Consider the following 23,286-nt stretch of genomic DNA (forward strand, 5'->3'; position numbering starts at 1 on the left):
GTCGCCTCGAGATCATTCCCTTTACCCGAGAAACCATCTCAGTTAAGTCGCGCCAAGGCTTTCCGTCTGGGTCGCGTCAAGGATTGCCGCATAGATCCGCGCGCCGACCGGAATGAGGTCGTCGGGGAAATCGAAATCCGGATTGTGCAGGGCGGGCAGGTCCTCGCCCGAGCCGAGCATCATCAACGCCATCTTCGCGCCGCGGCCGAAGTAGCCGAAATCCTCCGATCCACGCAAAGGAAGCGTGCCCGGGCCGTGACCCATCCCGATGCGGTCGAGCGCGTCGCGAACGATCGAGGCGGCGTCGGCGTCGTTGCGGCAGGTCACGAAGACGTCGGTATAGCCGATCTCGAGCTTGAGCCCGCTCTCCTGCGCGACCGCCCAGGCGAGCGCCTCCACCTTTTCGACCAGCGCCACCATGCCCTCGTCGGTGAGCGAGCGCAGGGTGGCGAAGAGATTGGCCGCACCGGGAGCAACGCCGAAGGCAGGCGCCCCCATGTCGACATGGGTGATCGTGACGAGCGTGAAGTCGGGATCGCTCGTCGAGGTGCCGACCGGGCTGCTCATCGCCGCAAGCTCCGGCATCAGCCGCGCGATCGCCGGCATCGGCGAGATGCCCGTCTCCGGCTGCGAGGCATGCGCGGTCCTGCCGGTCAGCTTCAGCATGATCCCGCGCGAGGCGCAGCAGATCGGCCCGTCGACGATGTGAACCTGGCCAAACGGAAGGCCCGGCATGTTGTGGATCGCGAAGGCGAGATCCGGCTTCAGCTCGGCGAAGGCGGCGTCTTCGACCACCTTGCGCGCGCCGGAGCCGTCCTCCTCGGCGGGCTGGAACATCAGGATGACCGCGCCGCTTTCCGGGCGCTTCCGGCCGAGCAGGCGCGCCATCGCGGCGATCATCGCCATATGGCCGTCGTGGCCGCACTGGTGGCCCTTGCCGGGAATGGTGGAGCGATGGGGAATGTCGGCCAGATCCTCGATCGGCAGGCCGTCGAGCTCGCAGCGCAGCAGCACCCGCGGGCCGGGCTTGCCGCTGTCATAGATCGCGGCGACGCCGTGGCCGCCGATCCTCGTGACGATCCTGTCCGGGCCGGTCTCGCGAAGCATCGCGGCGACGGTCGCGGCGGTGCGCTCCTCCTCGCCGGACAGTTCCGGATGACGGTGAAGTTCGCGGCGCCACGCGGTCAGTTCCACGATGTCGGCATTGGTCAGGCTTGGGAGATCGATGTTCATCAGAGCGCCTCCGCTGCCTTGCCGTAGCGCTCGATCATGCCGAACAGATCGCGCGGATCGTCCGGATCGGCGAGCATGTCGAGCATTTCCTGGCCCTGATGCTCCTTCAGCACGGCATAAAGGTAGCGAAGGGCGCTGAAATCCTCGGTGGCGAATCCGACCGAGTCGAACAGGGTGATCTGCTTGTCGCCGGTCCGGCCGGCGGCCTCGCCGGTCATGACCTGCCAGATTTCCGTCACCGGATGGTCTTCGGGAAGCTGCTGGATCTCGCCCTCGATGCGGGTTTGCTCGGGATATTCCACGAAGATGTCCGAGCGCAGCAGGATGTCGCGGTGCAGTTCGGTCTTGCCCGGGCAATCGCCGCCGATCGCGTTGATATGGATGCCAGGGCCGACCATGTTGTCGGTCAGGATGGTCGCGTACTGTTTGTCGGCGGTGCAGGTGGTGACGATCTGCGCGCCCTCCATGGCCTCCTCGCCGGTCTTGCAGGCGACGACGCTCAGCCCCTTGCCCTCGAGGTTGCGGACGGCCTTTTCGGTGGCCTTCGCGTCGATGTCGTAGAGACGGACGGTGTCGACACCACAGATCGCCTTGAAGGCGAGGCACTGGAATTCAGACTGCGCGCCGTTGCCGATCATCGCCATGACCTTCGCCCCCTTCGGCGCGAGGTATCTGGCGACGAGCGCCGAGGTCGCCGCTGTCCGGAGTGCGGTGAGGATCGTCATTTCCGTCAGGAGCACCGGATAGCCGGTGTCGACATCCGACAAAACGCCGAAGGCCGTCACCGTCTGGCGGCCCGAGCGGACGTTCTTGGGGTGGCCGTTGACGTACTTGAAGCCATAGCTGCGGCCGTCCGAGGTCGGCATCAGCTCGATGACGCCGTCGGGCGAATGCGCGGCGATCCGCGGCGTCTTGTCGAACTGCGGCCAACGGCGGAAATCTTGCTCGATGTAGTCGGCAAGCTCGACCAGCGTGCGCTCGACACCCCGCTCAACGACGATGCGCATCATGTTCTCGACACTGACGAAGGGCACGAGGCTCATCGGGCCGGGCTTGGGAAGCGGCATGGCAATTTTCCTCTCTTGGCGAGCAGGTGCTCGTTTCACGGGCACGGCGGCAGCGATGCCGGCCGGCCGTCTCAGCTAGTCTGGATGAAGGGAGGTTAGCAACAGGTCCTCATGATGTAAACTGTCAACAGTTGACATTACGTCACAAAATCGTAACCCTGCAGCCGATCGCCGGGAATGCCGGCAGGAAACCGCTGCCAGCGGAAGGTGCAGATGTACAAGGACGTCCAGAGACTGAAATCGCCCAACCTCTCCGAGGTGGTGCGCGACGAGCTGATCAGGCTCATCACCCAGGGCGTCCTGAAGCCGGGCACCCGGCTCAACGAGGTCCACCTGGCCGAGCAGCTGGGGGTGAGCCGCGGTCCCGTGCGCGAGGCCGCGCGCGAGCTGGAAGGGCTGGGCCTGACCACCAGCCGGCCCCGGCTGGGCTTCTATGTGGCCGATTTCACCGATGCCGAGATCGTCGAGCTCTATGAGGTCAGCCCCTGGATCCATCAGGCGCTGGTCCGTGATTTCATGACCTATTCCGATGCCGAGACCTGCAGCGCGATCCTGCGCGACGTCGACAGCATCGCGACCGGCAGCGTGCCGGAGTTCTCCGAAACGCTGCTGCAATTCCGCCAGCGGATGCTGGACCATGTCCACAACCGCTATCTCGCCGAACATGCCTTGTCGCTCTATCGCCGCTTCTACATCGTCGCCGCGCTCGTGCGGGCGGAGGATGCCGCAAGGCGCATGAAGCGGATCATCGAGACGCAGCGCCTCTTCTGGGCGGCGCTGGCGGAGCGCAACCAGCCGAAGGCGATCGAAATCATGGAGGCCGACAGCCGCTATTGGCTGCAGGACATACCGCCGCGCTTTTCCCATGCGGACGATCTGCCGAAGGGCCACGAGTAGCCGGCGCGCATTCACCCCGCCGACGCTCCGGTCTTCAGGCCGGCGCCGGCCTTGAGACCAATTGGAGGTGCCAGATGGATTCAAACAGACGACCATTCCGCGACAGCCTGATCATCGGTTTTGCGATGTTTGCCGTATTCTTCGGCGCGGGCAACCTGATCTTCCCGCCCCAGATCGGCTTTGCCGCCGGTGACCAATGGGCGGCGGCCCTGGCCGGACTGAGCCTGACGGGCATGCTGCTGCCGGTCCTTGGCGTGATCGCCGTCGGCCTTGGCGGTGGCGGCTTCGAGCGGCTGACCCGCCCGATCGCCCCCTGGTTCGGTACGTTGCTGGTCTTCACCACGATGATCGCCATCGCCTGGCTGATCACCATTCCCCGCACCGCCAGCGTCGCCTTCGAGACCGGCATCATGACACTTGCACCGTCGCTCGATCCGAAGATCGGCATCGCGGTCTTCGTGCCGCTCTACTTCCTCGTCTCGCTTTATTTCGCGATCGACCAGAACCAGGTCATCGACAAGGTGGGCCGTATCCTGACCCCCGCGCTGCTCATCCTGCTCGTCGCTATCGTTGTCTGGGCGGTTGTCGATCCGCTCGGCACACCGGTCACAACCGCCGAGACCGCGCCCTTCTACCTCGGCTTCACGACCGGCTACCAGACGGGCGACGTCTTCACCGGCCTCCTGTTCGGCGTGATCTTCCTCGAAGCCATCCGCAATCGCGGCTATCGCGAGGGCAACGGCTTCACGGGCGTGCTGTTGGGCATTTCGGCGGTGACGTTCGCGGGCCTGTTCGTCGTCTATGGCGGCCTCGAATATCTGGGCGCGACGGGCAGCGGGCTCTACCAGGCCGGCATTTCTCCCGCCGAACTGCTCGCCCGCCTCGTATCCGACCTCGCGGGAAGGACCGGCGCGATCGCGCTCGCCGTGGCCGTTCTGCTGGCGTGCCTGACCACGGCAGTCGGCGCGACGGCGGTGATGGCCGAATACATGACGAAATGGAGCAAGGGCCGCATCAGCTACAGGACCGCCGTCATCATCACCACCGCCGTGGCCGGCGCGCAGTCCTTCGGCGGGGTGAGCTACATCATCTCCATCGCCGGACCGATCTTCATGCTGTTCTATCCGGTCGGCATCTGCATCGTCATCCTCGGCCTGTTTTCGCGCTGGTTCAGCAATGACGGCGTCTGGAAGGGCACGGCCCTGATGGCGGTGCTGATCGGCGCCTATGACTGCGCGAACATCCTGTCGGGCATGCTCGGCTTCACCATGCCGGCGGGCCTCGTCCAGACCTACCAGGCGATCCCGCTTGCAGCGACCGGCTTCGCCTGGGTCGTGCCCTCCATCCTCGGCGGCGTTGTCGGCGGCCTCGCCTGGAAGGCCACAGGCAGATCGAGCACCGGCAACCAGCCGGAGGAACTGGAAGCCGCGGCCTGACGCCTAGTGGCGCAACCTATCCATCCTAGACGGAGCGGCGGGCGCAAGTCTGCCGCTCTTTTTGCGTCGGCCAAACGGGCTCCGGGAGTAATTTGCGGGCGGGTTGATGTCAGCCCTGCGGTTCAGTCAGAAAGGCCTTGCCGAGCCTGCCGGGCGCTACGGACACTACCGTCTGGCGGTCGAATGCCTCCGCACCGATCGGAGCGGTGTGCCCGATCACGCGATGCCCGGGCTCGCCGAGCGTGTGAGCCAGGCAATGCGGCCACTGTACTAAGTCGGCAGGCCCGGGATGGGGTTTTCTACTGCGCCTTTCTGCCACGGCGAACTTGGAACGCAGAATCAGCTTCTCGCGCCAGTCCCATCCTCCAAACTCCGATGGCACATCAACGCGGTAGCGTGATTAAGGCCGCGTCGGATATCAACTCTTGAGCGCATTATTGAGCACCGCAAGCGCTGGTTCGCCGCCAAACGTGGTCACGCCTTCGAGCCATGGCTTGGCGACGTCCGGATGGGCCTTCAGCCACTCGGTTGCCGCTGTGGCGGCGTCCTTATCGTTGTTCAGGATGGCTCCCATGATCTCGTTTTCCATCTCCAGCGTGAAGCGCAGGTTGGTCACGAATCTTGCGACGTTCGGACATTCCGCAGCGTAGCCGGCGCGGATATTGGTGTAGACGTCGGCGCCGCCGTAGTTGGGGCCGAAATAGTCGTCGCCGCCGGAGAGATAGTCGATCTGGTAGACCGAGTTCATCGGGTGCGGCGCCCAGCCAAGGAAGACGATCCAATCCTTCTCGCCGATCGACCGGCCGACTTCGGCGAGCATGCCCTGCTCCGAGCTTTCCACCAGCTCCCAGCCGCCAAGGCCGAAGGCCTTCTTCTCGATCATGTCGGTGATCATGCGGTTGCCGTTGTTGCCGGGTTCGATGCCGTAGATCTTGCTGCCGAATTTGTCAGCGAATTTTTGCAGGTCGGCGAAATCCTTCACACCGGCCTCCGCCACGTATTTCGGCACGGCGAAGGTGTATTTGGCGCCCGTCAGGTTCGGGCCGAAAACCTCGATCGCCTTGTCGTCGAGAAAAGGCTTGCGGTCGGTCTCCATACTCGGCTGCCAGTCGCCAAGATAGACGTCGATATCCTTGTTCTTCATGCTGGTATAGGTGACGGGGATGGAGAGCAGCTTGCTTTCCGGTGCATAGTCCAGCGCCTCGAGGATGACGGAGGCGACCGCCGTAGTGGAGGTGATGTCGGTCCAGCCAACATCGGCGAAGCGCACTGCCTTGCAGCTTTCCGGCTCGGTGGCGCGAGCGATACCCACGGTCGAAAGCAGTCCGGCAGTTATGGCAAGCATCATTACAGGCATGTGTCTTGGCATGTGCTGTTCCCTTTCTCATTGCTGGTGCGAACCGGTGGCTCACCAGAGTGCGCCGCCAGAGATCTGTATGTTCTCCATGGTGATTCCGCGGGCCCCCTGCCCACAGAGGAAGACGGCAAGCGAGGCGATTTCGTTGGGCTGGATGATCCGGTTCTGCGGGTTCTGCCGAGCAATGTCGGCCATCGCGTCTTCCAGCGTGCGGCCGCCTCCCTCCCGGTCGATGACCTGCTGCACATTGCGCCGCATCAGCTCTGTCTCCACCCAGGTGGGGCTGATCATGACCGCGGTGACGCCGTGCGGCGCGCCTTCCAACGCCACGCAGCGGGTCAGGCCGAGCAGGCCCGATTTCGAGGCGCAGTAGGCGGGATTATCCTTCCAACCGACGGTCGCCGCCGTCGAGCCGATATTGATCACCCTCCCCCACTTCCGGTCGATCATGCCCGGCAGATAGGTCCGGGTCATGCGGAAGGCACCGTTGAGGTTCGTATCGATGATTTTCAGCCAGAGTTCGTCCGAATGGCCGCTGACCGGCTGCTCGGCTGTGGTGCCGGCCGCATTGACAAGAATGTCTGCCGGTCCGCAGACCGCTTCAGCCGCGGCAGCGAATTCGAAGATGGCCGCGCTGTCGCGCACATCGAGATGTCCGGCATAGACTTTCGTGCCGAACCGGGCGAGTTTTTCGCGCACGCTGGCGATCTCTTGCGGATCGGGATAGGCCGCTGCGTCGCCCTGTCGCCCTGCCGCTTCACGAACGAAGGAGCCGACCGCCACGTTTGCGCCCGCGCTGGCAAGGGCCTCGGCGATCGCCAGCCCCTGCCCCGTCAACCCGCCGGTGATGACCGCGCTGCGGCCCTTCAGGTCTTCCGTCATGCCGTCTCCTTCAAGGGGGCGCCCAAGGGCTTTCCAAGCCAGTCGCGATAGAAGCCTTCCAGATCCGGCTGGAAATCGTGCACGATGGGATAGCCGGGCGCGGCGGCCTCCACCTCGTGCAGGTGCGCGCATTCAGGGCAGAAGAATTCACGGATCTCCATCCATTCGGGGTCCGGCAAGTCGCTGTTCGGATAGATGTCGCGAAGGCTCTCTTCCGTATTGCGCACATTGATCACAGCGGCGAGCTTCCAGTTCCGGCGGTAGTCGCCGAAGGAATGGCCGCATTCGCAGCGTGTCACCCGCCCCTCCCCGCTGTCGCAGATGAAGAGCCGTTCGCCGACGGGCAGCAGGATCGGATCGTCGAACGACACGCGATCCTGCAAGACACTGATATACTTAAAGAAACGATCGTCGTCCTTGTAGGCGCTCATGATCCTGCGGGTCTGCGGCCATGGCAGCGTGCCCTCGACCAGTTCGCGGATGACGTCCTTGGAATACTCGCTCATGACTCAGTTCTCCCCGGAAAAGGCATAGTCGGCATCGAGACCCCAGAAATCCTTGAATTCCTTCGTGAATTTTGGGGAGAGCTGCATTGCGCTGCGATACATTTTTGCGACTTCCGGCGCAAAGTCCCTTGCCCTCACCCGCTCCGCTTCCTTGGATATCCATTCGGAGACCGGAACGGCCTTGGCAAGGCGCGCCATGCGCATTTCGGCGCGCCTTGCGACGGTGGCGTCGACATCGGCCTGCGGATATCCTTCCGCATCATCCTTCAGAATGATGCCGAACACCCTCTCCGCTGCCTCGCGGGTGAGAAACCCATTCTCGACATCCGAGGCGGTCTTTATGGGATCGCGCTCCAGCACGTCACCGAAACCGCCGCCGCCGTTATAGGCATGGCTGAAGATGTCGCCTGTCTTGTGGGGCCTGGTGATGTAGGGCCCTTCCTCGAAAATCTGCTCACCCTGGTAGGTGCGCTCGAAATCGGAAGTAATGGGGTCTGTGCCCGGCGTGTGCGCCAGCGGCTCGCGCCGTTCCGCCTTCGCGAAAATGTCGGAGCCGCGCACCGCATGGTGCTTTTCGCAGGTTGGCGCCGGATAGCCGCCACACAGCCCCCCGTTGTCGAAGACGCGCGACGAATGTTCGGAGGTGACGAGCCGCAGGTGATCGGTCTTGTTGATCAGCCAGGTCGACATGAAGGCGCAGCCGCCACGGTATTTTCCCGCTCCACCGGAGTTGGGCACGATCGAACGGCCGATGTAGACCATCGGCATGTTCTGTTCCCAGATCTCGATATTGCCCATGTCGGACTCCGGGTTCCAGCCGACATAGGCCGTGTCGAGCCCATCCTTGATGGCGAGCGCCCCGGAGCCGGCGGCCGCGCATTCGAAGTGCGCCATGCCGAATTGTCCGCCATATTGGCTGGTGCCACCCATCTCGATCATCGGTGAATTCACCTGCCCGACGAAGGCTTCCTCCACGAAGCCACGGGCGATGAAACCGCGCGAGAGCAGCCGCTGGAAGACGCCGTAGGCTGGCAACAGCAGCGCCCAGGAGGTGGCGGTCGCCGCCATCTCGTTGTCCGGATTCGTCCAGGTGCCGTGCGGGATGTTGATTTCAGTCGCCATCCAGGCGCCGTCATTGACGAGGCCTTCGAAATTCATGTGCTGGGTCAGCGTCACGAACATGCCGCCGTCCATGCCTGCCGGCGTGCAGTTCATCGAGTGGTAGCCCCAGGGCTGGGTGCCGTCGAAGTCCATGCGGATCTTGCCTTCGGCGGTGATCTCCATCTCGATCGGGATGTTGTACAGCCAGTTGGGGTCGGCGAGCGGCTGGAAACCGGGCTTGCCCTCGGTGACATGGCCGTAGAAGGTGTGGCCGCGATAGATGCCGGGCACGGTGAGTTGGCGCGTGCGCGCGAGCTGGGCGCGACGACCCTCCTCGATGAATTCCTTGGAAAGGCGCTGCCAGTAGTCGAGGCCGATTTCCGATATGAGCTGCTTCACGCTCTCGCGCATGTCGATGCAGGCGGCGACCTTCGCCTTTTCGTCCAGCACCCAGTAGATCGGCATGCGCAGGTTGCGCTCGCAGCGGATGATGTAGTCGCGGCGCAGCTCGTCGTTCTGGCCGACCTTTTCGGCGCAGACGAAGAGGCCTTCGGTGAAGCGCTCCTGCGCCAGGCATACATCGCCGCCCGGCGTGATCCCGCCGGCCTCCAGTTCATGGCAGACGGCACCCGCCCAGCCAACCAGCGTGCCGTCGTAGAAGATCGGCACGACGTCCATCACGTCCGGCACCTGCACGGTGCCGATGAAGGCATCATTGTTGGCGAAGATGTCGCCGTCACGGATGCCGGGGTCCTGCTCGTAGCCGTTCTTGATCATCCACTTGATGAAGCGGCTCATCGTGTGGACATGCACCATGATGCCGTTGGAGAGCGCGATGGCGTCGCCCTCCGGCGTGTAGATGGCGACAACCATTTCGCCGACCTCGCGCACGCCAGGAGAAGCGGAGATCCGCCGCGCCATCTCGCGGGCCGAGACGCAATAGGCGCGCAGCTTCGTGTGCAGCGTCTCGAACTTCAGCGGATCCTGTTTCCGGAGCCTCAGTTCCGTGATGCCATCATAGCAGCCGGTCTCGTCCATTAGCCGTTCGGATTCCAGAAGGCGCGTCTGGAGGGGATTTGCGGTTCTGTCCAGCATGGTCTCGGGTCTCCCGCTCAGGCGTGATTATAGTGGAGCAGCGTCCATTCATCGATGAAGACGCGATCGTTGGGATGGACGACCAGCGTGGTCGCCGGGTGCTCGATGATGGCCGGGCCGATCACCTCGTGGCCGGGCTGGAGCAGGTCCATCTCGTAGAGGTTCGCCATGTGCCAGCGCCCGCCGATATAGGCCTCGCGCACTCCCTTGTGGGCGGCCGCGGGGTCGGAGGGTCCAAGCGGCCGCTTGACGAGCGTCGGCTTGATCTTGTCGGCCGTGGCGATGACGCCGAGCTCCATCAGCGAGAAGCCCGCCTCGCCGTAGCGCGAGACGCGATGGTTGGTCTTGGCATAGACCTCCTCGAACTGGGCGAGCACCGTCCGCATGTCGTCGGCCGAGCTGACGACTGGCAACGGTGCGATGACCTCGACGTCCTCAAGCTGGCCGGTGTAGCGCGCCATGAAGAAAGGCACGGTCCTGATCTTTCCTCGGGCATGGCCGTCGGCGAGCAACTCGTCGACCGCGGCCTTTTCGAGATCCCTCCAGACCTTGGTAATCTGCGCGCCGGCGCCGACAAGCGCATCGTCGGAAGCGCGGGCGGGCACGTCGATCTGGGTCGAGACCGAATGGCGACGCATATAGTCCGCCGTGGTGCAGCCGAAGGCGGAGAAGCCGGCCGCGAACTGAAACGTGATGATATCCTTGAAGCCGATGCCCCGGGAGCAGCCGGCGAGGTGCAGCGGGCCGGAGCCGCCATAGGAAAGCAGGGTGAATTCCGAAGGGTGGATGCCCTGGCCGGAGATGACGCGGCGCAGCGCGTTGTTGGCGTCCGCCTCCAGCATCTCGATCATGCCTTCGGCCGCCTCCTCGACGCGAACGCCGAGAACATCGGCACATTTAGCCTTGAAGGCGGCGCGCGCCTTCTCGACCTGGAGCTTGACCTTGCCGCCGAGGAAATAATCCGGATTCAGCCGGCCGAGGATCGCGTCGCAGTCGGCGATCGTCGGCTCGGTGCCGCCGCGGTCGAAGCAGATGGGACCGGGGTCGGACCCGGCGCTTTCCGGTCCGAGCGAGATCTTCTTCGTCAGCGGATCCACCTTCAGGATCATGCCGGCACCGGCGCCGATCGTGTCGAGGTGCAGCGTCGGCACGTTCAGCTTGAAGCGGTCCATCAGCGGTTCGTTCTCGATGCGGGTCTGGCCGCGGCTGATCACGCCCATGTCGAAGGACGTTCCCCCCATATCGGAGCAGATCAGGCTGTCGTTGCCGATCAGTTTGCCGATATAGGCCGCGCCCAGGATGCCGCCGATCGGACCGGAGATCATCGTCTCGTGCAGGCGCGGGTGGTTGATCGAGGTGAGGCCACCGAAGGAAAGCAACGTCTGCACGCCATATTTGAAGCCGTAGGTCTTCGACGCATCCTCGATGCCGCGCAACTGCTTGCGCCCGCGCGAGGTGGCATAGGCCTCGATCAGGACGGAATTCAGCCGCGACTGCTCGCGGATGACCGGGCGCACCTCGTGGCTGGTGTAGACGGTTATCTCCGCGCCAGCCTTTTCGATCTCCTCCCGGCAGATCTCCGCGATGCGCTTCTCGTGCACCGGATTGACGTGGGAAAATATGGTCATGATGCAGATCGCGTCGACCTTGTCCCTGATGAGGGCGCGCGCCGCCTTCACGACGTCCGCGTCATAGAGCGGCAGCACCACGTCGCCGAATTGGTCGATGCGCTCGGTGACACCATGGGTGCGCCGGCGCGGCACGAGCGGATCGGGATGGGCGTGGGTGACGGCGTGCAGGCGGTCAGCATAGGAATAGTCGGCCCAGGCCTGCAGGCCGCGGCCCATCAGGATCATGTCCTCCATGCCCTTCGTCGTGATGAGGCCGAGTCTGCGGCCGGTGCGCGACAAGAGCGTGTTGAGCATGCCGGTGCCGGAATAGAGCACGACGTCGACACCGGAAAACAGGCTTTCCAACGAAATGCCCCAGGCTTCCGCCGCATCGAGCGAGGAGGCGACAAAACCCTCCGCCTCGTTTTTTGGCGTCGTTGCCGCCTTGCCGATCTTGAAGTGTCCGTGCTGATCGACGAGGATCGTGTCGGTCATGGTGCCGCCCGCGTCGATGCCAATCACAATCGGGTTTTCCAAGTCCTTGCCCTCCTGAGACCTTCGATGGGGGAAAGACTAGGCTCGTGCGAGGCAGGGGCGCCATATGCCGAAAGGCACAATGACGAGGGGGCGTTGCGATGCTAGAGGGGAGCATGCGCGGAGAAACATTCTGGCAGACCTTCGCCGCCGCGATCGCCGCGACGGGAACGCTCAATCACGTCGACCGCCTGATCGACACAATCGGCGCAGTCGTCTCGCCCGACCTGATCACCGTCACGCGCTATTCGGCAACGCGCCGGCCGGAATTCGTCAAACACCGCGGCTATTCGGAGGAAATGGTCTCACGGTACCTCGAGACCTACTATGTCTTCGACCCCTTCTACGCCCATTGGCGCGATGAACGACGCACCGGCATCGTGCCGTTGAAAAGCCTTGCCAGCGACCGGATCAAGCGCGGGCGCTACATCGCCGAATTCCTCGCCCAGTCGGAAATCTGCGACGAGATCGGCGTCCTGCTCGAAGACGGCGACGACTGGTGCCTCGGCATCTTTCTCGACCGCTCGCGCCAGCCCTTTCGCGACGCCGATATCGACGTGCTCAACGAACGCTTTTCTGTCTTCGCCGCGCTGCACGCGCTCGACACCCGCACGCGGCAGCCCTCCTACCGACGCACCACCGCCCCCGTCGCGCCGGGGGCGGTGCCGGCGAACGGACCGGTGATCTCGGCCGCCCTCTGGCCGGAGCTTTCTACCCGCGAGCTGGAGCTCGTCGAACTGGTGTTGAACGGTCATCCGACCGCCACCATCGCCGCAAGGCTTGGCATCACCACCGGCACGGTGAAGAACCACCGCGCCCGCATCTACGAAAAGCTCGACATCACCACCGAGCGTGAACTTTTCCTGCAATTCTTCCAGCGCAGCCAGCCGTAATGTCGCCACGGGACCTAGATGTCATCTGTGGCTCAGAACAGCTTCCGAAGCGCCTTTCCCAGCTGAGCCACGACCCACGCGATCTGCTATACGGCATCGTGGTACCGGCTTGAAAAGTTCTACTCCCGACCGTCTTCGAGTCCAAAAGGAAGCCCGCCGAAGCGGGCCAATTTAACCTGGGAGGAAGCGCGTAAACTTTGATCGTCGCGCCAGTAGGTACGGTGCGCCCGGTTGGTAAAGAAGATATTAAGACGGCCACTGACTTGAGATTGCCGCTCACCATGGCTAGAGCGACTATCACTCCCCGTCCGAAAGCGCCGATGGCGATCAGGTCCTCTGCGCCAAATCTAGATATGTCGCCTGGAGGAGACGGGTCACCGGGCCAGGCGCGCCGTCGCCGATGCTGTGTCCGCCAATCTCGATCACGGGCGTCACCAAGCTCGACGCGCTCGTCAGGAACGCTTCACGTGCCGCAAGCGCGTCGTCGATTGTGAAGCGCGCTTCATCCACTGTCAGGCCGAGGGTTTCAGCCACGGACAAGAGCGCGCGGCGTGTACAGCCCGGAAGCGTCGCATGCGAGTTCGGTCTGGTCACGATGCGGCCATCGGCGGTCACGATGTAAGCCGTTGAGGACGCACCTTCGGTCACAAAGCCATCCTCTACCATCCAGGCTTCCGTACAACCCTGGTTCTTTGCCTCGCGTTTAGCCTGCACCTGCGGCAAGAGCATTGTGGTCTTGATGTCCCGTCGGGCCCAACGCCGGTCCTCGACCACTGCGACGCGGATTCCGTTGCAGATTGCTGGCGCGCCACGCAAATCCTTGGCCTGCGTGAAGCCCAACAAGGTCGGCTTCGACGCATCATCGTAGTCGAAGTTGCGGTCGGCCACGCCGCGGGTCACCTGCAGGTATATCAGCCCTTCCTCCAGCTTATTGTGCGTGATGAGGGCATTTTGAATTTCGGCGATGCCTTCAATGCTTGCCGGCATAGGAATTCCGAGTTCTGCGAGCGAACGCTGCAGACGGGAAAGATGAAGGTCGTTATCGATCATCCGTCCCTCGATGACGGCAGTCACCTCGTAGATACTGTCGCCGAACAATAGGCCCCGATCGAAGACCGAAACACTGGCATCCTGCTCGGGAACGTATTTTCCGTTGACATAGATGATACGGCTCATGAATTTTCTCGCAAAATCGATGTGTGGGCGGAGCTATGCTCGCCGTATTCAGGTGAAGTCGCAGTCGAATTTTTGGCGCCTTGCGTCCGGAGAGCCTGGCAATCCAGGCCCTCCGGGCGCAAAACGGAACGTCAGGGATGCAGAAGCATGCTGTCGACGGTAGCTTGCGCACGCGGCCACAGGATCGCGGCATCGGCGGGGGGTTGGTTCGGCTTGGTGTACTGGATCACGAAGATCGGAACCTCCGGCCACTGCTGGAACTTCCAGGCCGGATCCGTGGTTTGCGGGAAGTTGATCTTTCCACGGGTACCGTCCCATTCGACCTTGCGCATGGCCTCCTGGATCGCCACGCGGTCAGTGCTGCCTGCCTTCTTGATCGCCTCGGCCACGACCATCAGGCCGTCATAGCCTTCCATGGCAACCGCATTCGGCGGCCTGTCGAACTTGGCTTCGAAAGCCTTGGTGAAGGCGCGCGAGATTTCCGTGTCAGGTTTTCCCGGCAAGCCGGCGGGGTTGGCGAGAACACCGACGCCACCGTCGCCCACAACATTCCAGAATTCCGGTTCGAGTGCGTCGGAGCCGGCGGCAAAGATCGCCGTGTCCTTGCCCGGTGCGACGCCGAGGTCGGCGGCCTGCCGCAGCATGAGGAGCAGGTTGGATCCGGTGAAGCCAGCGACGATCAGATCGGGCTTCGGGTCAGCCCGCTTCAATTGCAGAAGCTGCGGGGTGAAGTCGCTGACGGTTCGCTCCGCGGTGAACGACGTGATCTTTGCTCCCGTGGACTCGAGATTCTTCGTAAATACGTCGATGACGCCGAAGCCCCAATCCGAGTTCTCCGCGATAATCGCAATGTTCTTGAAGCCAGCTTCCTTCACCCAGTCTGCAGCCACCGAATAGACCAGCGAGTTGGCGACGGTGATGCGGAAAACCTGTGGCAACTTCGCCGCCGTCACCGCGTCCGACCAGCATTCGGACGCGACAAAGGCGACATCGTGCTTTTGTGCTGACGGCAAGACGGCCGTGCAGACGGCGCTGTGGGCTTCACCGGTGATGGCGACGACGCCCTCCTTCGATGCCAGGCGCTCGAAAGCCGCGATACCCTTTTCGGGGACGCCGGATGTATCCTCGACGATTACTTCCACCTTCTTTCCAAGAAGGCCTCCGTTCGCGTTGATCTCCTCTACGGCGATCGTCATGCCGTCACGCAACGACTCTCCGCTCTGGACGCCGCCGGGTGGCGACAGAGGCGCCAAGCCGCCGATCTTGATCGTGTCTTCGGCAGCAGCCTGGTTCAGGCCGGACAGCGCCAAAAGGGTCGCAGTGGCTAAAACTCTCATAGGTTTCATGCTTTTTTTCCTCTCTGGGGCCGTTATTGGGCTCTCAGCCATTTCCTTGTGCGGGCTAAAGCCGCCATTGCAACCAAAGGCTAATCCGTCAGTTGCGCGGCGGGCAACAGTCGAATATCACTCAACCTGACGCTAACTGACGCGACAAAGGATACAAAAATGGACGAGCAGGATTTCGCCTCCGAGAACTTCGTGGCCAATCTCAAGCTCGCCTGCAGCTATCACCCCTCGACCTCCGAGGTATGCCGTCGCCTTGGCGTCAACCGGCAGCAATTCATGAAGTATCTGGCCGGAACGGCGTTTCCCACGCGGCGAAATCTGCGTCGGATCTGCGATTTCTTCGGCATAGACGAGTATGAAATTCTGATGCCGCGCGACCAGTTTCGCGAGATCATCCGCCTACGTCCGCATCCGAAGGCCGACGATCTCAATGTACCGCCGCTTTTGCGGTCGTTGCTCGTTCAGGCGCAGCGCCAAAAGGCCCAACTCTCGAAGCACATCGGCTACTACTACAAGTATTACCCCTCATTTACGTCGCCCGGGAACATCCTGCGGTCCCTCGTCTGCGTGTTTCCAAAGGACGATTACGTTTTCTTCAAACGGATCGAGCGACTTGAGGCGCGCGGCGGCAACACGCGTTACGTGTTCAAATATCTTGGCCTTGTGACGCGCATAGGGGATCGCCTTCATTTGATCGACCACGAGGCGATCGTCGGAAGCGAAACCACGCAAACAATTCTCTATCCGACATATCGCAACCGCATACTGACGCTTGCCGGAATGGTGATGGGCATATCCAGCACCGAAGCTCACCAGCCGACCGCCTCGCGGGTCGTACTCGAATATGTGGGGCGCTCCATCAACAAGCGCGAGGCGTTGTCGAATTGCGGCCTGCTCTCACCTGAGTCCGGCGCTGTCCCGGCGGCGGTCCTCGATTATCTGAACGCGCCGTCGCCGCGGTCGTCGATCGTGCTGCGTGCGGAATTGCCGTAGGAGGCAATTCAGGCGCCAGCCGATCTGAGCATCGCCTCGACCTTTGCGGCGAAGGACAAGAGACGGAGGTCGTCTCCTGCCCTTCCGAGGATCTGCAGACCCACCGGCAGCTTGTGCCAGTTGCCAATGGGGATCGAGATCGCGCACAGCCCCAGGTAGTTGCCGACGCGTGTCAGCCGCGACATGGGGATCTGGCTCTCGTCGGCTTCGGCAAGCGGAACTGCCGGTAGCGGAGTTGTCGGCAGGAGCAGGAAATCGAAGGCCTCGAATGTCTGACGAAATGCTTCGCACATCGTCGCTCGTTCACTCAGGACCTCTTGGTAGCGGGCCTCTCCGACCGCTCGCCCGGCCAGAATGCGATCACGCACATAAGGGTCGATTGGTGTATCGGGATCATCGACCAGATGTGCAAGGTGTTGATAGCCTTCATAGGCAATGATCTCGCCGGACAGCTTCTGATAGGTCGCCATGTCGGTGGGGAAACGGAAAGCCCCAGGGGTGCCCAACTCCGCGGCAATCATCTCCACCGCGCGGGCAAACGCCTCCTCGACGCCACGATCTAGAGGTTGCAGTTGGCCGTGATCGATGACGCCGATGCGCAAGCGTTCCATGAGCGTACGGGAGTCCGGTGCTTTCGCGTCTGCAAGTGCAGAGTATATCAACCGGGCGTCTTCGACATCGTTGGTAATCGGGCCGATCGTATCGAGGGTTGGAGCCAGCGGCGCCACCCCGTCATTGGATACCGCTCCCCATGTGGGCTTGAAGCCGACGACGCCGCAGAGCGACGCCGGTATGCGAATCGAACCGCCCGTATCGGATCCAATGGCTGCAGGAACGAGACCCGCCGCGACGGCAACCGCCGAGCCGCTGCTCGATCCTCCCGGCACCCTGTGAAGATTGCGATCGACCGGGTTCCAGGGAGTGCCAAGCGAATAGTTCGTTCCCCAGCTTCCCATGGCGAACTCGACCATCTGGGTCGTCCCCACGATCACTGCTCCCGCTTCGACGAGCCTGGATACGAAGGCCGCTGATTGCAGGGCGGGAGCCTTCCCGTACGCGCGGGATCCAAAGCCGGTCACATGCCCCTTGATGTCGGCCAAGCTCTTCACGGCAACTGGAATGCCGTGCAGCGGCCCGCGGCAGGTCCCACGGCGACGTTCGTCATCGCTTCGCCGGGCCGCTTCGATCGCCGACTGCTCGAAAACCTCGACAAAGGCATGCAGAGTCGGGTCGACCGCCGTGATCGCATCAATGCAGCGGCGAACAAGTGCCTCGCTGGTCGTCCTGCCTTCAGCGATATCATCTCCCAACTGCCAAACGGTCCGGTGCATCTCTCATCCTTTTCCGACATTGGTGCCAAGCCCCAAGATTGGAGTCGGGCACTCGCCCAATTAACAAGCGAACCGGTCCGTCCGGAATGGTGAACTCCACAACTGCCTGTCGCGAACTGTCGCTACAGAAGGTTAAATTGGCTTAATTTCGCCTGAGCGTTTCCGATAGCTCTCCCGGACAAGCGCCGTCATAGTTGCCGAAAAACAACTTCACGTCGGTGGGGAGTCGTCATGACATTTATGGAATTTGGAGAGCAGGCGTTGAACGGACTGATCGTCAGTTCTTTCTACGCGCTCACCGCATTGGGGCTTGCGCTGATCTTCGGCGTCCTTCGCATCGTCAACTTCGCCCACGGTGAGCTCTACATGCTTGGCGGATATGCGGGCTATCTCGCTGTGAGCGTGCTCGGGCTGCCGCCGTTCATGGGGGTGCTGGTCGCTGCGGCAGCGCTCATGCTGCTCGGCGCCTTCATCGAACGGGCCCTCATCAAGCCGGTCCACGAAGGCAAGGTCGACCGTCCTGACGAATATGCGATCATGATTACCTTCGCGCTGTCGGTACTGTTGATCAACCTCGCCAACAGTCTGTTCGGGCCGTGGCCGCAGCGGCCAGCCCCCATCTACAGCGGGCGTGTCACGATCGGTGAACTTATCGTAAGCGGCGACAGATTGGCGGCCGCTGCGGCCGCTATCCTGCTGATGGTCGGTCTCCTTCTGGTGCTGCGCTACACCTGGATGGGACGCGCCGTGCGGGCGGTCAGCCAGGACAGGTCGGCCGCCGAAACATTCGGCATCGATGTCAACAAGGCCTCGATGCTGGCTTTCGGTGCCGGAGCGGCGCTGGCTGGCGCAGCGGGCGCGCTGATCGGCCCGGTCTTCAATGTCACGCCGGCGATGGGCGTCATCCCATCCATCAAGGTCTACGTCATCGTCGTTCTCGGGGGGCTCGGCTCTGTCCCCGGCGCCATCATCGGAGCACTTGTCCTCGGACAGGTCGAAAGTTTCGCCACCGTCCTGATCCCCGATACGAGCCGGGCGCTCGCCTACAAGGACGCCTATGGTCTCATCGTGCTTGTTGGCGTGCTGCTGTTGCGCCCGCAGGGTCTCTTTGGCCGCGTGGAGCGCAGAGCATGAAAAAGAAAAATGTTGGAATGGCCATGCCGATCGCTGCGGTCGGCATCCTGGCCTTGCTGCCGCTCACGGGTTTGCAGGAATATTGGATCTACACCCTCACGATCGGTTTCTACTACGCGCTTATGGCGGCGAGCTGGGCACTCCTTGTCGGCTATGTCGGCAGGATAAGCTTTGCTCAGGCGGCCATGGCAGGGCTTGGCGCCTATGCCTCGGCTCTCAGCATCATTCATCTTGGTCTGCCCATTCCCTTGTCAATCCTGACGGCGGTAACCGTGGCCGCATTGACGGGTATCGTCATCGGATGGCTCACGTTGCGGCTGCATGGAGCCTATCTCGGGCTCACGACCATTGCATTTTCGGAGATCCTCCGCATCGCCGTCACCGCCGAGCATCAGGTCACCGCTGGCAGCCTCGGCCTGAAGGTCGCCCCATTGCTTCCGAACGGCACGACGACCGGCTACTACTATCTGTTTCTCGGTGCAGTCGTCGTCAGCGTTCTTCTCATGCTGGTGCTCCTGCGTTCGCGCATCGGCCTGTTTTTTCAGTCCATACGCGAGGACGAAGACGGTTCGGCCAGTCTTGGCGTGAACACGACCGCATGGAAGATCGCGGCTTTCGCCATTTCGGCTGCTTTCGCCGGGTTCGCCGGTGCCCTCTACGCTCATTTCGTCCAGCTGATCACGCCCTCGATGATGAGCATTCAGGAGATGGGCTACGTTCTGGCCATGGCCGTGATCGGCGGGTTTCACAACGTCGTTTATGCGGCTTTCGGCGGAGTGCTACTGCAATTGGCTCTCGAAGCCTTGCGGGAGGCCGGGGAGTGGCGACTTGCCATATTCGGCCTTGCCGCCCTGCTGGTCCTGCGGTTTGCGCCAAACGGACTGTTCGGCACGCTGGCGACGGCGCTGCGCAAGGGAGGGCGCGGGTGATGACGACACAGCTTCGCATAGACGGATTGCAGAAGCGCTTCGGTGGTCTGGTCGCGCTTAAGAAGATCGACCTGGCGATAGGCCGAGGGGAACTCGTTGGTCTTATCGGCCCGAACGGCTCCGGCAAGACAACGCTTCTCAACATTGTCGGTGGATACTACACGCCAAGCGCCGGCTCCGTGCATTTCGAATCCCACCGGATCGACGGCCTCGCGCCCAACCGGCTCGCACGATTGGGCATTGGGCGGTCGTTTCAGATGACCAAGGTTTTCCGCCGCCTGACGGTACTCGAAAACATGCTGGTTCCGGGTTTTCTGGATTGGAGCGTTACGCCGGCAGACGCGAAAGCCAAGGCGATGGAAATTCTCTACCGCCTCAAGCTGGCGCCGCTGGCCGACCAGTTGGGCGGCCGCCTGTCGGGTGGCCAGGCCAAGCTCTTGGAGTTCGGTCGCATCATGATGCTGGAGCCAAGGATGGTCTTGCTGGATGAGCCGTTTGGCGGCGTGCATCCCGAGCTCAAGCGGTTCATGTATGACACCATTCGCGAATGGAACGACAGCGGCGTCACCATCGTGCTGATCAGCCACGACATGGGGTCGATCTTCGGCCTGTGCCGCCGCGTCGTCACCCTGAGCTACGGCGACATCATCGCCGACGGGGACCCGGATGCGGTACGAAACGATCCAGCCGTGCTCGATGCTTATCTCGGAGATTATCACCATGCTTGAAGTGAACGACGTCGTCGCAGGCTATCTGCCGGATATCGACATTTTGAGAGGCGTCTCCGTTATTGCCAGGCCCGGTCAGTTGACGACGATCATCGGTGCGAACGGGGTCGGAAAGTCAACGCTGCTGAAGACGATCGTCGGCCAGTTGCGTCCCCATTCGGGAACGATCGGCTATTGCGGGCGCGATCTGACCACGCTCGAGACGCGGGATCTTGTGCGAAACAAGATCGCTTATGTCGCCCAGCACCATGCCTTGTTCAAGGACATGAGCGTTGCCGAAAACGTCGAGATGGCGACTTGGAGTTTTCGCAACGACCGCGCGCGGGCGCGGCGTGCCATCGAACGGGCCTATGGGCGGGCGCCCTATCTGAAAGAGTTCGCCAGCCGGCGCGCCGGCCTCATGTCCGGCGGCCAGCAGCGGCTGATGCAGCTTGAGCTGGCGCTGATCAGCGATCCGGACCTCATCCTCGTCGATGAACCCACAGTTGGCCTTGATCCCAAGCGTGCGGCGACAATCTACGAGCACATGCGGCGGCTTGTGACGGAGGAGGGCAAGACCATCCTGATGGTCGATCAGAACGTCATCGCCGGCGTCGACGTCGCAGACTACATCTACGTGCTTGAGCTTGGTGCGAACAAAATCGAAGGCAGCAAGGCGAAATTCGACGCGGAATACCGCGACACGATTGCGACATGGCTATTTTGAAGCGTTCCATGGCAAACCTGTATTGAGCATGCAAAATGCCGCCAACCGTGGCATGCGTCGGCCAATGACCGGTCGGCAAATTCCTATGGGGTTTGCAATCGTGAGCGATTGCAGGCGTACCGCCAGGCCTCGGCGAGCGGGCCGGCGAACCGCACCTGGTTTGCCGCGATGTTCAGCATCAGAACTCGGCGACGAAACTGCGGCCTCGCGCGCCCAAGCAAACCCTATGGCGGCATTGGTAAAGCCCGGACCAGCGCTCAGTCCGCACTGCTCGGAAATGAAATCCGCGCGCAAAATCCATCGCCGCGTTGTTCAAAGGATAGTTGAGCACCCAGTTTGTGGGTCGCCATTTCGACGATTGACAACCCGAGACCCGTCCCCTCGCCTTCGCGTGAACCTCGGTTGAAGCGCCCCATGAGATGCTTTGCTTCAGCGGGGGTCATCCCGGGTCCCGGATCGATTACCTCGATTCGGAGTTCCTCCGCTTCCTGTTCGACGACCAGATCGACATGCGTGTCCGGTGGGGCATGGAGGATTGCATTCTCAAGGACATTCTTCACGGCGAGGTTCAGGAGCATGCGGTCAATATAGGTGGTTCCAACCGCGTCGCCGACGCGAACATTGACCGACACCTTTCTGGCGGCGCGCAGGTTTTCCAGATCGGCCGAAACCTCCCGCAGGATCGCTCCGACGTCGATCGCGTCGCGCGAACGGTCGACATCGGCGGAATCGACCGCCGCCATGTCGATCAGTTGGCGAACCAGCCGCCCCGCGCGATCTACGCTCGTCGATATATGCCGCAGGGCAGCATTGCGGGTGTCACCGTCGTCGCTCCTGAGCGCGATCTGCGCCTGGGTCTTGAGGCCGGCGAGCGGCGTCTTCAACTCATGCGCGGCATAGGCGATGAAGGTTTTTTCCCGCTCGCGCGCTTCGCTGACCCGGCGGAAGAGGGCGTTCAGCGAGCCGAGAAGCGGACGGACCTCCCGCGGCGCCCCGTCTTCTTCAATCGGATGGAGCACATCGGCCGAGCGGCCGGAGAGCGTACTTGCTATCCGGCTGAGCGGGGCAAGTCCCCGGTCGACACTGAACCAGATCAGGGCGGCAAGGATCGGCAGGATGGCGAGCGCTGGAACCAGTTGTCCCTTGACGACATCGCCCACCAGTCGATCGCGCATTTCGAGACTGTCGCCGACAAGGACGCGCACGCCCAGCTTCGGATTGACCACGGCATAGACCCGCCACCGCTCGCCATTGATGACCGTGTCCTCGAAGCCACTCTCATGGTCGGCCAGCGAGGATTTCGGCGCGCTGTCGGAGCGGCTGACAAGCTGACCCTGCAACGACCATATCTGACAGGAGAGCTGCCGGCTGTAATCGCCTTGCGCGACCGTGAAACCCGGCGGAGCGTCGCTGGCCGTGGCCACCTCCACGGCAGCGGCGACATCGACGTGGTGATCGGTGATCAAGGAGCTTACCATCCGCGCCGCCTCGGTCAGCCTGGCATCGAGCACCCGCTCCACCTGGCGCTGCGTGCTGAGATAGGTCCAGAACACCGCGCAGCACCACACCGCACCGGTGGTGGCAAGAAGGATGGCGATGAGACGGAGGCGGATCGAGCTCATTCCGACCTGCCCATGCGATAACCGACGCCGCGCACGGTCTCGATCGACGAGGCGCCGAGCTTGGCGCGCAGCTTGTGCACGTGCACCTCGACGGTGTTGCTCTCCACGTCCTCCTGCCAGCCGTAAAGACGCTGCTCGAGCACCTGCTTCGAATGGATCATGCCCGGATTCTCCATGAGCGTGCGCAGGATCGAGAATTCTCGGCGCGACAGGGGGATGGATATGTCGCCCTTGCGCGCGGCCATCTCTGCCGGATCGAGCACGATGCCGCCGCAGCGCAGCTCGGGCCGCGCCCGGCCTTCCGCGCGGCGCGTGATGGCCCTGAGGCGCGCGGCAACCTCGTCGAGATCGAAGGGTTTGCCGAGATAGTCGTCGGCACCGGCGTCGAGCCCATCGATGCGATCGGAAGTCTCGTCCTTTGCCGTCAGCAGCAGGACGGGCGTCCGGTCGCCCCTTTCTCGTAGCTGAGCCAATACCTCCAGCCCGGAACCATCCGGCAACATGCGATCGAGGACCACGGCGTCGAAACGGTCTGCCATCAGGGCTTCCGTCGCATCGGCGCGCGTCGCCACGGTATCGACCGTGAAGCCGGAGAGGCCGAGCCCGACCTTCAGCCCGTCGAGCAGCACCGCATCGTCTTCGACCACCAGAATACGCATCGAGCCTCCGTGAACACTTGCCCCGCCTCCTGCCTGGGCCGGCCACCTTAA

At 62.6% G+C, this 23,286-nt stretch carries 20 protein-coding genes; 8 read left to right on the forward strand and 12 right to left on the reverse strand.

The window, feature by feature from the left end; translation table 11 throughout:
- Positions 1-42: 42 nt before the first annotated feature.
- Positions 43-1,233, reverse strand: coding sequence for an amidohydrolase (locus tag AC1DDS_RS09095; RefSeq protein WP_477478583.1), 1,191 nt, complete (start codon positions 1,231-1,233; stop codon positions 43-45).
- Positions 1,233-2,300, reverse strand: a complete 1,068-nt coding sequence (locus AC1DDS_RS09100; protein ID WP_477478584.1) for an ornithine cyclodeaminase — start codon at positions 2,298-2,300, stop codon at positions 1,233-1,235. The genes AC1DDS_RS09095 and AC1DDS_RS09100 overlap by 1 nt, the downstream gene beginning before the upstream one ends.
- A gap of 213 nt (positions 2,301-2,513) precedes the next feature.
- Between AC1DDS_RS09100 and AC1DDS_RS09105 the strand changes: the two genes are divergently transcribed.
- Together AC1DDS_RS09105 and brnQ are read left to right on the forward strand one after the other, a co-directional pair.
- Positions 2,514-3,197, forward strand: a complete 684-nt coding sequence (locus tag AC1DDS_RS09105; protein ID WP_477478585.1) for a GntR family transcriptional regulator — start codon at positions 2,514-2,516, stop codon at positions 3,195-3,197.
- Between the two features lie 74 nt (positions 3,198-3,271).
- Complete coding sequence (brnQ, locus tag AC1DDS_RS09110) at positions 3,272-4,633, forward strand: branched-chain amino acid transport system II carrier protein (RefSeq protein WP_477478586.1); 1,362 nt, start codon at positions 3,272-3,274, stop codon at positions 4,631-4,633.
- A 418-nt stretch (positions 4,634-5,051) separates the two neighbouring features.
- Here the strand turns inward: brnQ and AC1DDS_RS09115 are convergent, their stop codons facing one another.
- Genes AC1DDS_RS09115 through AC1DDS_RS09135 form a run of 5 tightly spaced genes read right to left on the reverse strand, consistent with a single transcriptional unit; the run spans position 5,052 to position 11,721 of the window.
- Positions 5,052-5,990, reverse strand: a complete 939-nt coding sequence (locus AC1DDS_RS09115; RefSeq protein ID WP_477478641.1) for a choline ABC transporter substrate-binding protein — start codon at positions 5,988-5,990, stop codon at positions 5,052-5,054.
- Between the two features lie 51 nt (positions 5,991-6,041).
- Entirely contained in the window at positions 6,042-6,872 is an 831-nt protein-coding gene (locus AC1DDS_RS09120; protein ID WP_477478587.1) for an SDR family NAD(P)-dependent oxidoreductase, read from the reverse strand.
- A complete protein-coding gene (locus AC1DDS_RS09125) occupies positions 6,869-7,378 on the reverse strand; it encodes an acetone carboxylase subunit gamma (RefSeq protein ID WP_477478588.1) in 510 nt (169 codons plus the stop codon). Before AC1DDS_RS09125 ends, AC1DDS_RS09120 begins: the two co-directional genes overlap by 4 nt.
- Before the next feature lie 3 nt (positions 7,379-7,381).
- Positions 7,382-9,574, reverse strand: a complete 2,193-nt coding sequence (locus AC1DDS_RS09130; RefSeq protein WP_477478589.1) for a hydantoinase B/oxoprolinase family protein — start codon at positions 9,572-9,574, stop codon at positions 7,382-7,384.
- A gap of 17 nt (positions 9,575-9,591) precedes the next feature.
- Positions 9,592-11,721: a hydantoinase/oxoprolinase family protein gene (locus AC1DDS_RS09135; RefSeq protein WP_477478590.1), complete on the reverse strand. Its 2,130-nt coding sequence runs from the start codon at positions 11,719-11,721 to the stop codon at positions 9,592-9,594.
- 113 nt (positions 11,722-11,834) lie between these two features.
- On the opposite strand from AC1DDS_RS09135, the gene AC1DDS_RS09140 reads away from it, so the two are divergent.
- Entirely contained in the window at positions 11,835-12,611 is a 777-nt protein-coding gene (locus AC1DDS_RS09140) for a helix-turn-helix transcriptional regulator (RefSeq protein WP_477478591.1), read from the forward strand.
- A 327-nt stretch (positions 12,612-12,938) separates the two neighbouring features.
- On the opposite strand, the gene AC1DDS_RS09145 is transcribed toward AC1DDS_RS09140, so the two are convergent.
- Positions 12,939-13,787 (reverse strand): D-amino-acid transaminase, encoded by an 849-nt coding sequence (locus AC1DDS_RS09145; RefSeq protein ID WP_477478592.1) that lies wholly within the window; start codon positions 13,785-13,787, stop codon positions 12,939-12,941.
- Between the two features lie 131 nt (positions 13,788-13,918).
- Positions 13,919-15,133: an ABC transporter substrate-binding protein gene (locus tag AC1DDS_RS09150; protein WP_477478593.1), complete on the reverse strand. Its 1,215-nt coding sequence runs from the start codon at positions 15,131-15,133 to the stop codon at positions 13,919-13,921.
- 159 nt (positions 15,134-15,292) lie between these two features.
- Here AC1DDS_RS09150 and AC1DDS_RS09155 point away from each other — a divergent pair, with 159 nt between their 5' ends.
- The gene (locus AC1DDS_RS09155) at positions 15,293-16,126 is read left to right on the forward strand and encodes a helix-turn-helix domain-containing protein (RefSeq protein WP_477478594.1); all 834 of its coding nucleotides are present in this window, start codon (positions 15,293-15,295) and stop codon (positions 16,124-16,126) included.
- An 8-nt stretch (positions 16,127-16,134) separates the two neighbouring features.
- On the opposite strand, the gene AC1DDS_RS09160 is transcribed toward AC1DDS_RS09155, so the two are convergent.
- A complete protein-coding gene (locus AC1DDS_RS09160) occupies positions 16,135-17,457 on the reverse strand; it encodes an amidase (RefSeq protein WP_477478595.1) in 1,323 nt (440 codons plus the stop codon).
- Positions 17,458-17,688: 231 nt separating this feature from the next.
- Here AC1DDS_RS09160 and AC1DDS_RS09165 point away from each other — a divergent pair, with 231 nt between their 5' ends.
- The 4 genes from AC1DDS_RS09165 to AC1DDS_RS09180 are packed head-to-tail and all read left to right on the forward strand — an operon-like array spanning position 17,689 to position 20,954.
- A complete protein-coding gene (locus AC1DDS_RS09165) occupies positions 17,689-18,591 on the forward strand; it encodes a branched-chain amino acid ABC transporter permease (RefSeq protein ID WP_477478596.1) in 903 nt (300 codons plus the stop codon).
- Entirely contained in the window at positions 18,588-19,520 is a 933-nt protein-coding gene (locus tag AC1DDS_RS09170) for a branched-chain amino acid ABC transporter permease (protein ID WP_477478597.1), read from the forward strand. The genes AC1DDS_RS09165 and AC1DDS_RS09170 overlap by 4 nt, the downstream gene beginning before the upstream one ends.
- On the forward strand, positions 19,520-20,248 hold the full coding sequence (locus AC1DDS_RS09175) for an ABC transporter ATP-binding protein (protein WP_477478598.1): 729 nt from the start codon (positions 19,520-19,522) through the stop codon (positions 20,246-20,248). Before AC1DDS_RS09170 ends, AC1DDS_RS09175 begins: the two co-directional genes overlap by 1 nt.
- Entirely contained in the window at positions 20,241-20,954 is a 714-nt protein-coding gene (locus AC1DDS_RS09180) for an ABC transporter ATP-binding protein (protein ID WP_477478599.1), read from the forward strand. The genes AC1DDS_RS09175 and AC1DDS_RS09180 overlap by 8 nt, the downstream gene beginning before the upstream one ends.
- 257 nt (positions 20,955-21,211) lie before the next feature.
- On the opposite strand, the gene AC1DDS_RS09185 is transcribed toward AC1DDS_RS09180, so the two are convergent.
- Positions 21,212-22,576 carry an ATP-binding protein gene (locus tag AC1DDS_RS09185; RefSeq protein ID WP_477478600.1) on the reverse strand — a complete coding sequence of 455 codons (1,365 nt, stop codon included), beginning with the start codon at positions 22,574-22,576 and terminating at the stop codon, positions 21,212-21,214.
- On the reverse strand, positions 22,573-23,235 hold the full coding sequence (locus tag AC1DDS_RS09190; protein WP_477478601.1) for a response regulator transcription factor: 663 nt from the start codon (positions 23,233-23,235) through the stop codon (positions 22,573-22,575). Before AC1DDS_RS09190 ends, AC1DDS_RS09185 begins: the two co-directional genes overlap by 4 nt.
- Positions 23,236-23,286: the final 51 nt, after the last annotated feature.

Source organism: Mycoplana sp. 10N416 (genome assembly GCF_056394765.1).